The 11787-nt window shown below is 64.8% G+C and carries 10 protein-coding genes and 1 pseudogene; 7 read left to right on the top strand and 4 right to left on the bottom strand.

Annotation, left to right across the window (positions count from 1 at the left end; translation table 11 throughout):
* The 3 genes from ACFXIV_RS47590 to ACFXIV_RS47580 all read left to right on the top strand — a co-directional run.
* A partial coding sequence (locus ACFXIV_RS47590; protein WP_379405370.1) for a hypothetical protein occupies positions 1–221 on the top strand: 221 nt, incomplete at its 5' end.
* Positions 222–854: 633 nt separating this feature from the next.
* Positions 855–1793 (top strand): hypothetical protein, encoded by a 939-nt coding sequence (locus ACFXIV_RS47585; protein WP_379405369.1) that lies wholly within the window; start codon positions 855–857, stop codon positions 1791–1793.
* Between the two features lie 1338 nt (positions 1794–3131).
* Positions 3132–4430, top strand: coding sequence for an NRAMP family divalent metal transporter (locus ACFXIV_RS47580; protein ID WP_379405367.1), 1299 nt, complete (start codon positions 3132–3134; stop codon positions 4428–4430).
* Between the two features lie 251 nt (positions 4431–4681).
* Here ACFXIV_RS47580 and ACFXIV_RS47575 read toward each other — a convergent pair whose 3' ends face one another.
* Complete coding sequence (locus ACFXIV_RS47575; protein ID WP_379405365.1) at positions 4682–5344, bottom strand: response regulator; 663 nt, start codon at positions 5342–5344, stop codon at positions 4682–4684.
* A gap of 180 nt (positions 5345–5524) precedes the next feature.
* Here ACFXIV_RS47575 and ACFXIV_RS47570 point away from each other — a divergent pair, with 180 nt between their 5' ends.
* Entirely contained in the window at positions 5525–5716 is a 192-nt protein-coding gene (locus ACFXIV_RS47570) for a hypothetical protein (protein ID WP_379405363.1), read from the top strand.
* Between the two features lie 193 nt (positions 5717–5909).
* Here ACFXIV_RS47570 and ACFXIV_RS47565 read toward each other — a convergent pair whose 3' ends face one another.
* Positions 5910–6893 (bottom strand): zinc-dependent alcohol dehydrogenase family protein, encoded by a 984-nt coding sequence (locus ACFXIV_RS47565; RefSeq protein ID WP_379405362.1) that lies wholly within the window; start codon positions 6891–6893, stop codon positions 5910–5912.
* An 87-nt stretch (positions 6894–6980) separates the two neighbouring features.
* On the opposite strand from ACFXIV_RS47565, the gene ACFXIV_RS47560 reads away from it, so the two are divergent.
* Together ACFXIV_RS47560 and ACFXIV_RS47555 are read left to right on the top strand one after the other, a co-directional pair.
* Entirely contained in the window at positions 6981–7364 is a 384-nt protein-coding gene (locus ACFXIV_RS47560) for a winged helix-turn-helix transcriptional regulator (RefSeq protein ID WP_379405360.1), read from the top strand.
* Between the two features lie 344 nt (positions 7365–7708).
* Positions 7709–7978 (top strand): annotated as a pseudogene (locus ACFXIV_RS47555) (transposase); the annotation flags it as partial.
* 23 nt (positions 7979–8001) lie between these two features.
* On the opposite strand, the gene ACFXIV_RS47550 reads toward ACFXIV_RS47555, so the two are convergent.
* Positions 8002–9066, bottom strand: coding sequence for an IS110 family transposase (locus ACFXIV_RS47550; protein ID WP_379405358.1), 1065 nt, complete (start codon positions 9064–9066; stop codon positions 8002–8004).
* Between the two features lie 246 nt (positions 9067–9312).
* Here ACFXIV_RS47550 and ACFXIV_RS47545 point away from each other — a divergent pair, with 246 nt between their 5' ends.
* Positions 9313–10143, top strand: a complete 831-nt coding sequence (locus ACFXIV_RS47545) for an IS3 family transposase (protein WP_379405356.1) — start codon at positions 9313–9315, stop codon at positions 10141–10143.
* A 220-nt stretch (positions 10144–10363) separates the two neighbouring features.
* Here the strand turns inward: ACFXIV_RS47545 and ACFXIV_RS47540 are convergent, their stop codons facing one another.
* Complete coding sequence (locus ACFXIV_RS47540) at positions 10364–11581, bottom strand: IS4 family transposase (RefSeq protein WP_379405354.1); 1218 nt, start codon at positions 11579–11581, stop codon at positions 10364–10366.
* Positions 11582–11787: the final 206 nt, after the last annotated feature.

Here is an 11787-nt window from a genome sequence, read left to right as displayed (position 1 = left end):
GAACATCTTCCGTCCGACGCGAAGCGAAAGTATCCAGGCCAGCTTTCAAGATCCTTAACAACCTCATGCGCCCGGCCCGCCCGATCGCACTCGACAATGTCGGGCATCGTTGTTTTGACGCCGTGCTTCCCGTACCAGGCGTCCTGCTGACGGGAATGCTTTGGCGCGGTGCACATTCCGTGTATCAATCCGTGTTGCTTTCGGCGTCGCAGTCCGTGTAGCGGCTTGACCGCAACACCCTCGGCTCGACGGTTCGGCCGATCGGGGTCACCTTCTCGGCGGCCCGGCCGCCCAGGGTCCTACCCCGGACAGGAGCAATCGGTCCTCGGAGTTATGCGGGCTGGATGAGGGCGGCAGCGAGGCTGTCGCACAGCCCGAACAGGCTGGCCGCGACCGTGACCTCGAGCGGGCGACAGTCTGCCGCATGGCGCCCGAGGTCGGTGTGCCGGGGCAGCGCTGCCGAGACCGACGGTGGCCCGAGGATCGTTTTCCGAACGGCTGTCGGACTGGGGTGTTACCCCAAACGGACAGGTTTTCGGAGGGTCACGCCGTCGTCGGGACGAGGTGTGCGAACGACTTCCATCAATTGCACCAAGTGCACCGAAATGCACCAAGTGCACCTCTTCCGCGTTGGTCGCGCTCAGCGTGAGGTGGATGCTGTGCTTCTACCGTCCGGCTATAACTCGAAACCTGTACACACCTGCGGGACTTCCTCCCTGCCGCAACGAGTCCCGGAACCGATCGTCTTAGGGACAGGCGTCCTGGCGTCCGAGAGCCTCTCCCACCGAACCGCCCGAAAGGGAAGGGACGCAGCGTGTCACATGATCCGGACCCGGCGGGGTGACGATCTCGCCATGGAGAACTCACCAATGCCCGCCAGAAAACCGAACGGTGGGCAGCTGCGAGCCAAGTTGAAGCTCGGCCTGTCCAAAAGATCTTCCAAAAAGAGCGTGGGTAGTCGCCGGACGGTCCCATACAACGCCAGCGGAAAAACCCCGGAGCAGGAGCCGGTTGGCAGGCCGGGGGTAAGCATCCCGCGCACGCGGGCTCGTAACTTGGAGATTTCTATGCATACGAGGGAGGAGCCGGTCACTTTTGGGCCGGCACTGGGGTTCAGCAACGACGCCGAGCTGGTTACGGCCGTGGCGGCCGCCGGCTTCAAGGGCCAGCTGCGGGTGTCGCTCGAACACCAGCTCTGGCTCTACGGCTGGCGGGTTCTGCGCGCCATGGTGCGCGACCTGTCGATCCTTCGTGTCCACACAGCCCTGCCCCCGATGTCGGTCAGTCCCGACGACTACACCACCCTGCACAACAGCGCCGAACACCGCGAAGAGCTCGTCATCGACACCCTCGCCCTCGCCGTGCCGTTCATGGTCGAGCAGCTCCGCAAGGGCCGGTGGGATCCGCAACGGTCCGCCACGCTCGGCACGTACTTCATCACCGCGTGCGCGATCCAGTTCCGCGACTCCTACCGGAGCTGGCATAAGGCCCGTGTGCGCCAGATCCGTGAGGGCTTGGCGGGAATCGAGGCCGAGGTCTTCGACTACGAACACAGGCCCGATCCCTACGACGTGGTCTCGGACCGGTTCCGGCTGCACCGGATCCTGAAGACGGCGACGCTCGAGGAACGGTTCATCTGCATGGGCATCCTGGCCGACAGGCCCCGCGCCGATATCGCGGAAGACATGGGAATCACCGAAAAGGCCTTGGAAGGGCGCATGTACCGGCTGCGTCAGCGCGCGTGGAAGAACCTCGGTGCAGCTCCGATCCGCCGCAAGCAGGTGTCTGCGTGATCCACCTTCTGCGTGACTCACCAGCGGACTCGGCAGCGCAGCACCACGAAATCGGCTGGTGGAGAACCGGGTTGTCATGGTCTTCGTCGTGGCACGACGACATGCACCCCACGCGGACGACACCATGACCGCACGCTCCGAAAGGCCGGGATCCCGCCGTGGAGCGGGTAAGCCCTCGCCGACTCGTCCGCGGCCCGATTCACGGAAACCTGTGCCCGACCCGGGAGTCGGCCCACGGTCGGAATCCACACCAGAGTCCTGGAAAGACGTCTTCGACCGCTGGCGCGCCAGTGTCCTGTCGAGCGACGCGGCACTCGGCCGTCACAAGCAGGTCATGGCCGACCTCCGCTTAACGCTAGGGCTGCTCGTTGCTGTGGTCGGTGGAGGCTACCTGACACTCCAGTGCGGAGGTATCCCACCGTCGCACGGCCTCGCGGGGATATTCGGGACCGTGCTGACGGCTGCCCTGACCAGAAAAGGGTGGAAATGGCTAAGACGGCGCAAGACGGCCGGAATCACTGGCGATGCAAACGATTCCGAGAGCGAGGCAGATGCCAGTCCGGCGCTGACGAACTAGCAGCCGGGCGCAGCAACATCTGGATGGCAATCATCAGAAAGGCGCCCACCACAGCCGCCACGTACGCACCCGCGCTGCCCTTCCCGAGCGCGCTCGCCCCGGCCGCCGCGCCCAGACCGAATCCCGCTGCGGCAGCGGCAAACTGCCTCAGGACATCTCGTATTGCCGCATGTCCCGCCGAGTACCGCACATCCGAACCCTACGACAACCGCAGTACAGGAACTACTTCCTGGTTGACGAACGGGCTTCCGAACGCCTCGTGCATGCGAAACATGGTCGGTCAGGCCGGGGTGCCACGTGTTCGTCCGCCATCGTTTTTCGAATGGGCGCACGAGACACGAATCAAGGATGAGGGAGACCCTATTTCGCCGCGACGGCGGTGGCCCTCATCCTGTGCGGGGTCTGTATGCGGTTGGGCGACCACCAGCTCACCGCCGCCATCCAGAGCTGGAGTGGTTGAACAGAACCCGCCACGGGGTACTGCGCGTTGACGACAACGGCGCCCCCTTCCGCGCCGCAGCGGCATCGGGCCCGGCCCGGAATAAGAGTACGGCTTGTCGGACGGCCCCTGGACCCGGTGCCGCCGGGCAACCGTAACCACAACCGGGTCCACCTGGCCAGACCTGGCGACGGCGAACCGCTGTTGACTACCGCCGCCCCGATTCAAGAACTTGGTCCCGGTCGGAGAGATGCTGGGCCGGGTTGGGTAGCCTACGCCCGTCGTCGCCCCCGATGACAGCGCCGACCACACGGAGAAACCGATGAGCACCACACCAGAGTTCCAGCTACGAACGCGGGTGAGGGCGACATGGCGGCTTCTGGGACCAGGCTTCGTGACCGGGTCCTCGGACGACGATCCGTCCGGCATCCAGACCTACAGTCAGACCGGTGCGCAGTTCGGCTATTCCCAGCTGTGGCTGGCCGCCTGGGCGTATCCGTTCATGGTGGTGATCCAGGAGATCTGTGGCCGGATCGGCATGGTCACCGGACGTGGTCTGGCGGCCGTACTGCACGAACACTATTCCCGCCGGGTGCTATTCGTCGCGGTGTCGCTGCTCATGATCGCCAACACGATCAACGTGGGCGCGGACCTGGGCGCGATGGCGGCCACCGGGCAGATGTTGGTTCACATCCCGTTCCTGTGCTGGCTGGCCGTGATCGTGGGCATCTCACTGGCGCTGCAGATCTTCGTGCCGTATCCGGCATACGCCCGGTTCTTGAAGTACGCGTGCCTGAGTCTGCTGGCCTACGTCGTGGCGGCCTTCGTTGTTCATCATCCGTGGTGGCCCACTGTCACGCTGAGCGCGATCATCCCTCATGTCGAATGGTCGCCCGACTACGTGCTCAACCTCGTTGCCGTTCTGGGGACCACGATCACCCCCTACTGCTTTTTCTGGCAGGCCGATCAAGAGGCCGAGGAGGACTTCGCCCGTGGCCGGATGAAGTTCTACGGCAAGGGCATTCCGGAGATCCAGGACGGGGACATCCGTGACATGCGAACCGACACGCTGGTGGGCATGGGCTTCTCCAACGTGGTGCAGTTCTTCATCGTCCTCACGTGCGCGTCGACCCTGCATCAGGCCGGCATCTTCGCTGTCGACACACCCCAGCAGGCCGCCGCCTCACTGCGACCGCTCGCCGGCGACTTCACCTTCCTCCTGTTCGCGGTCGGGATCATCGGGGTTGGCTTCCTCGCCGTCCCCACCCTGACGGGTTCGGCCTCGTACGCGTTGTCCGAAGCGATGGGTTGGAAAGCGGGTCTCAGCTACACCTTCCGCGAGGCCCGTGCCTTCTATATCGTGATCGCGCTGGCCACGTTGGTCGGAGTTGGCCTGAACTTCGTCGGAATCCCCCCGTTTCGGATGCTGTACTACGCCGCTGCCGTCAACGGCGTCCTCGCCCCACCATTGATGGCACTGATCATGTTGATCGGCAGGAACCGCTCGATCATGGGCGAGCACGTCAACAGCCGACACGCGAACATCATGGGCTGGGCGATCGTCATGATCATGGGAGTGTGCGCCCTAGCCCTGCTGGTCTCCCTCATCACCGGGGGATAAGAAGCGATTCAAATAAGTCCCAGACCCGATCAGCGATCGCGTGCCCTGAATCGCGAGGAGACGACTCACCACCATGAAAACGGTGACCGAGAACGCCTTTCCAGACGCCCGGCCACCTGACGACCCGGGATCAGTCGTGATCCGGCACCGCCGACAGCGAGGCCGACCACCGCGCGGGCATCGTTTTGCGGAGAGGCCGAACGAGTCGGTCAGGCAGGGCGTAGCTCATCGGTGATGAGGGTGTGGAGGTGTCAGTCACCGGGCTGGGTGCGTCGGTCGGTGGTGTCGCGGAGGTGGGAGGCGTAGACCGCTGCTTGGGTCCGGCGTTGCATGCCGAGTTTGGTCAGGAGCCGGGAGACGTAGTTCTTGACCGTCTTTTCCGCCAGGAACATTCGCTCGGCGATCTGACGGTTGGTCAGGCCCTCGGCGAGCAGGTCGAGCAGGGTCCGTTCCTGCTGCGACAAACCGTTCAAGGGATCGTCGTGTTTGTCGATGCGGTGGCGTAGTTCGTTCATCAAGGCGGCGGCGGCGCGGTTGTCCAGCAGTGCTTGGCCTGCGCCGACCGACTTGATCGCAGCGGCGAGTTCCATGCCCTTGATGTCTTTGACGACATAGCCGCTGGCGCCGGCCAGGATGGCATCCATCATGGCGTGCTCGTCGGTGAACGAGGTCAGCATCAGACACCGCAAGCCATCCAGTCGCGAGAGCAGTTCCCGGCACAGTTCGATGCCGTTGCCGTCGGGCAGCCGCACATCCAGGACAGCGACATCGGGCCGCAGCGCCGGGATCCGGGCCAGGGCGGTGGAGACATCGCCCGCCTCGCCGATCACGGTCAGTTCGGGATCACCGCCGAGCAGGTCGGCGATACCGCGCCGGACGATCTCGTGATCGTCGACCAGAAAAACCTTGATCATCGACGCCACCGCTTCCCTCTGCCGCCGGGTTCGGCACCAACCGTACGGCCGTGAAGTTAACGTGCGGTATGTCCGGTATCTCTGCTCGGGTGTTTCTGCGACCTACACGGTGACCAAGGCATCCGGTCAGGAGGCTTTCTGCTCTGCTGTGGGACCAGGACCGCGCAGGAGCCTGTAGCCGTGATCATGATTGGTGAGCTGGAGCCGACGCGGACGATCGATGCCGGAATGTTCGAGCGGACCGTCGCACGGTTGTGTGTCGAGTTCGGGAACACCACACCGCGCCGGCAGGTGGAATCGGTACTGCGATGGAGCCTGTCCGACCTGGCCGGCAGCCCGGTCGGTGCCATGCCCGAACTCGGTAACCAATAGTCGATGAGTTCCTGAGCCGTCCGGCTGTGTCCTCCTCTCCGTTTCGTGCCTGGACCAGGCTTGTTTGGCGTTTCCATGCACTTGATCACCCGGGTGAAGTAGTCCCTGCGCGGCCGATCACTCTGCGGCGATACCGAAAGTTCTTCACGGAGAGTGAAATCAAGCAGGCGTGGGTCGGCCGCTAGAGGAGAAGCTAGATCGTGACGACGATCTTCTTCCCGGCGTGGAGTCCCTTCTCGAGGTGGCGGTGTGCCTCGACGACGTCGTCGAGGGCGAACACCTTGTCGATGGCGGGCCACAGTGCGCCGAGGCGTACCCCGGCGTTCAAGAAGGCCGCCATGCGCTTCACCACCACGGCGTCGAGGGTGTGCTCGAAGCTCCGGTAGCCGAAGATCGTGAGCGGCGTGCTTGTCGGGAAGGGTGTGGGCCGAGGGTCCAGGAAGCCCGCGGCGACCAGTGTTCCGCCGGGGCGGGCCGCCTTCAGCAGATCCTGCTGGCCGGGGCCCATGACTACGTCGAGGACAATGTCGGCGCCGGTACCGCCGGTCTGGTGGCGGACGGCTTCGACCACGTCCATGTGGTCGGTGGCGATGACGGCGGCGGCGCCGGCGGCGATCAACTCGTCCTTCTTCGCGGTGTGCCGGGTGATAGCGATAGGCACGGCGCCGATCTGATTGGCGATCTGCGTTGCCGCCCGGCCGACACCGCCGGACGCGGCAGTGATGAGGACGTGGTCGCCGGCACGCATCCCAGCCTTCTCGACGAGCGCGCCGTAGGCGGTGGAGTACGCGACCCATATCGCCGCCGCTTCCGTGATTCCGAGCCCGGCAGGCCGGGCGGCGACCCGGCTCGCGGGGATCGTGGTGTATTCGGCGTAGCTACCCTTGACACTCGCGTCCGGAATCGCGGTGAGGATGACCGGATCGCCGATCTCCAGCCCAGTGACCTTGGGTCCCACCGCGTCGATGCGGCCGGTTCCCTCGACGCCGAGGCGAGCGTGCGGCAAGGGGACTATTGCGGGCGAGGTGCCCGAACGCATCATCTGGTCGAGCGGGTTGACGGCGAACGCTTCGATCCTGACCCGCACTTCGCCGGCTGCGGGCTCGACGACGGGCTCCTCGATGACGTGCATGACATCCGGCCCGCCGAACTCGTCGAACACGACGACTCGTGGCATGGTGATTCCTCCGCATCTGACGCTGGATTCGTTACTCGCGGAAGACGTTACGGAGCCGTCGGTTACCTCCTGGTACCTTCGACTTTCATGCAGAACACGGCTGGACCGGTCTTCCTCGCCGACTGCCCCACACGACTGGCGGTCGAAATCATCTCTGACAAATGGGCCGTGCTCGTGCTCTTCGGACTCAGCCATCAGCCTCGCCGGCACGGTGATCTGGTCGACCTTATCGGCGGCATCTCGCGCAAGGTCCTCACCCAGACACTGCGCCGACTCCAGCAGTACGGTCTGGTCGAACGCCATGCCGAAGCGCCACGGCGGGTCGAGTACAGCCTCACCGACCTCGGCCAGACCCTCGTCGAGCCCATCGAGGTCCTGACGAACTGGGCGAGGGACTACGGCGGGGCCATCGCCGACTTCCAGGAGGCGGCGCAAGCCGCTACTTCTACTCATGGTCGCCCGGTGAGTTGATCTCGACGACAGGCGAACTCGCCAACGCGGCGGTGACCTTCGATTTGCGCCGCGGCTCTTCGGCCTGCGGCTCGTCGAGGTGGTCAACATCATGAACGCTGTTTCAACCGGCTCGAACAATGGCATGCGCTGGCCACCCGCTACGTCAAACGCGCCGTTTGACACCAGCCACCTGGACTCCGGCCGCGAACCCACCGCGATTCCGGATGCGGCCGCTGAAAGGCGATGAGTTCCCACTGATATCGCTTCAGTCCAGCTGAACTTGGCCTGTCCCCGGTGAATGAGGCCGCCCGGCATTAGAGTCCTGTTGGCCCTGATCAGGGCTGGAAGGGACGATGGGGATCATGGCTGGACGTAAGCGGCATTCCGCGGAGGAGATCGTGCGGAAGCTGCGCCGTGCCGACGAGTTGGCGGCGGCGGGTATGTCTGGGGAAGAGATCGCCGCGGAGCTGGGGATCTCGGCGGCGACGATGTACAACTGGCGCCGCCAGTACGGTGGTGTGGACACCGACGCGGCGAAAGAACTCAAGGAGCTGCGTGAGCAGAACGCCCGGCTCAAGCGGCTTTTGGCCGATGCGGAGCTGGAGAAGGACGCGCTGCGGGAGATCGCCAAGGACGCTCCTATAGATGTCAAGGATCAAGCTGAGCTGGCCATGGCCCGGTAGTCGGCGCGCAAGGCGCGGAAGACTTCGCGGGCGAGAAATCGCTTGAGACAGCGGATGATTTCGGGTGTCGTCTTGCCTTCGGTGCGGCGGCGGGCCGCGTAGGTCCTGGTGTTTTCGTGGTATCGCAGCCGGACGATGACGGCGGTGTGCAGGGCCTGGTTGGCTTGTCGGTCTCCGCCGCGGTGAAGGCGGTGCCGGTTCGTTTTTCCGGATGACGCCGGGATCGGCGCGACGCCGCAGAGGCGGGCGAACGCAGCCTCCGAGACCAGCCGTTGCGGGTTGTCACCGATCGAAATAATGAGGGCCGCTGCGGTATCCGGTCCGAGCGCGAAGACGTCCATGGTGCGGGGTGCTACCTGGTCGAGCAACGCGGCCAGATGCTTCTTGAGCTGGTCGGCGTGGGCCTGGGCGTCGAGGACACGTTGGGCGAGTGAGCGCAGGGCCAATTTGGTGGCCTGCATCGGATCGCCGAGGGTATGCGGTGCGGGATCGAACGCCGCGCAGGTAGCGAGCAGCTGAGCGCGCGACAGTGAACGTAGTTGCGCGCGAAGGGTTTCCGGACTGGTCGTGACCAGCGATCGCAGGGTGTTGAGCGCGGTGGTCGAGGCTTTGACGGCATTGTTGCGGGCCACTCGCAGAGCGCGGACGGACTCGATCGCGCCGTCGCGATTCTTCGGTGCGGTGACCTCGGAGCCATCCAGCAGCTGGCGCGCAGCCGCGTAGGCATCGATCGCATCTGTCTTGCCGCGTGCACGCCGCAACTTCCGAGTCGGCCGAGGGACCTCGACGACATCGAATCCCCGCCGGCGCAGATAGCGGGCGAGTTCCACTCCATAGGAGCCGGTGCCTTCGATCCCGACCCGCATCACGTCACCATGGGATCGGATCCACTCCTCAATGGCCGCGTAACCGATTGCCGTGGTGGGAAATTCGCGGTCGGCGAGCTGCTTGCCGTGCTCGTTGACGATCGCAACATGGTGGGTGTCGGCGTGGGTGTCGACTCCGACAAGCACCGATTGCTGGACCAGGGATGTCATGAATTCCGGGCTGTCCTTCGTGTCGTCGTCCTGCGCGCCTGGTCGAGGCGAAGCCAGGGGTTGGACAGGCCAGTCAGGGAACCGCGCAGTGGGCGCGGCAGGCTCCTATCAGGTCACAACCCCCGTACAGGATGGTGTGGTTCGGCAATAGAAACGGGCGCACCACCGGCCAAACGGATCGACGGGTCCTTCGAAAGACACGCGTGTGTGCGGTCAGGAAAATTCCGAGTCAGGTCCGTCCGGCCAGTGGCGCGACCCGGCATCGATCATGACTGGAAAATTCTGAGCCCAGCGGCCAAGCGCCGCGCCGTGGACATGCTCAAAGACGTCAAGTGCATGTCGGAACGGTTGGCGTGCAAGGTTGTTGGGCTCCACCGGTCGACGTATCGACGGCTGCCGGCCGCGCAGACCCTGCAAGATCCGGACGCCGGTTTGCGGGTCTGGCTGCGTTCCTACGCCACGAAACACCAAGGACACGGGTTCCGGCGCGCGTGGGCGGCGCTGCGGTTCGATGAGGGCTCACAAGTGAACAAGAAGAAGGTGCACCGGCTCTGGCGCGAGGAGGGCTTGCAAGTGCGCGAGCACTCCCCACGCAAGCGGGCCGGGTGCTCGTCGGTGCCCGCGGTCGATGCGGATGCACCGAAGGTGGTGTGGGCGTTGGATTTTCAGTTCGATTCCACCGTCGACGGGAGAGCGGTGAAGATCGCGTCGATGATCGACGAGCACACCCGTGAGTCGCTGCTGCACCTGGTGGAGCGCTCGATTACCGCCGAGAAACTCGTCGCCGAACTGGAGAAGGTGTTCTCTACCCGCGGCGGCCCGCCGAAAATACTGCGGATGGACAACGGGCCGGAAATGATTTCCTATGCGTTGCAACAGTTTTGCACGGATCGGGTGGGGATCGTCTACATTCCGCCCGGGACGCCGTGGAACAACGGGTTCATCGAGTCGTTCAACCGCCGGTTACGCAGTGAGTGTCTCAACCGCAACCACTGGACGAGCCTGCTGGAAGCCCGCGTGGTGATCGGCGACTTCAAACTCGAACACAACCATAGGCATCGGCATTCGGCACTGTGAATCACCCCGGGTTTGGTGCCAATGCCGTTAACTTACGCGCTGGTGTAGCCGGATCTCGGGCGGCTGGTGATGGTTGATGTTCTTGTGCGCCAGTGTTTTTCGTTTGAACTTGTGGCGTCCGGCGCGTTTGAGGACCCGGGGGTAGCTGCGTTGGCGCCGTGGCGGGTTGGGTCGTTCGAGGATCTCGGCGACAGCCCTTGCGATGCCGGTGGCGAGCCGGTCAGGGGGAAAAACCCGCTTGCCCGGTGACGTGTCGCCGGACAACGCGGAGAGCGCGGACGAACGACAGCCGTAAGGGATCGTTTTCACCGAGATCGGCGGCGTGATGCATGAGTTCACGGACGGCGTAGTGGGTCGTCAGAAGACCCCAGATCTCCTGGCGCACCATGGCGGGGCTCTGCGAGCGCAGCAGTCGGTAGCTGCCCCGCTGGCGGGTTTCGATCTCGGCGAGGCTGGTCTCGAACTCCCACCGGCGGTGGTAGGTGGCCGCCAGCTCGGCTGCGGTCGCCTCGTCGGGATCGAGCAGAGTGGTGATCAGCCGGATCGGGCCGGGGGCGTCGCTGTCGCGGTTGGCGATCTCGTACTCGACCACCCGGACCTGCACGCCCTCGGGGACGGTGTCCAGGCCGCGGGCGCGGTGGCGGCGGATTCGCTGGCGCTCGACATCGGTCATCAACCGCGACAGATACGATCCGTCCGGAAGGTCTTGCACGACATGCAGTTTCAGTCCGGACTGCACCCGCCACAACAGATCCGCGCCGGTGTCGGCGGCCTCACGCCAGAACTCGTGACTGAAGAACCCGCGATCGGCGAGGACCAGCATTCCCGGCTCGAACGCGGCCAGCAGCGGACGGGTGATCTCCCGCTCGTCGGTGGTGACCGCACCGATCTCGGCATCGACGATCGCGTGGGTGGCGCACTCGGCCAACCCGACGACCTTCACCTTCGGATACGGATCCTCCAAGCTCTGATGGGTCTTCCCGCGCCCGAACACTTCCTCGTTGTCCGGTGTGTCGGGAATGTCCATCTGAACACCGTCGACGGCCATCACCCGCCGCCCCGCCAACCATGCGCCCGCGGTGCCCGCGCCGGCCAGCGGGACCGCGACCCGCCGATACAGCTCCCGGACCGGTTCCTCACCGAGGCGGGCCCGGGCCTTGCACAACGCCGGCGACGTCGGCACCTGCCAGTCAGCATCCCACGACCGCAGAAACCGAAGCCCGTCAACGAGTTTGCGCAGCACCTCTTCGTAGGCGTCGTCGAAGAACAACGTCATCGCCAGCACGAAGTAGACCACCACCCGCGCCGGCAACAGCCGCCGCCGCTTCTCGACCCGACCGGTCGTAACCAGCACCTCGTCGACCAGATCCGGATGCACTACCCGGGTCAGCACACCCAGCCCGATCCGGTCGGTCAACCGGCCCGCCACCTCCACCACGAACCAGCACCCTACCCCGAAACAATTTGCTACACAGCAACTCTCGCGCCGCGGTCCGACGGGCTGCCGTCACCACGCCCACCAGCGCAAACGCCGTAAGTTAATGGCATTGGGTTTGGTGCTCACCTTCTTTCTTGGGAAGGATGGGCGCATCATGCCTGCGAAGTACGACGAAGCGACCAGGGCCAAGGCGGTCCGGCTGGTCG

Origin of the sequence: Nocardia sp. NPDC059236 (genome assembly GCF_042754085.1) — a bacterium.
Taxonomy (GTDB): domain Bacteria; phylum Actinomycetota; class Actinomycetes; order Mycobacteriales; family Mycobacteriaceae; genus Nocardia.
Note: the sequence above shows the minus strand (reverse complement) of the source record. Positions and strands in the feature narration are given on the sequence as shown.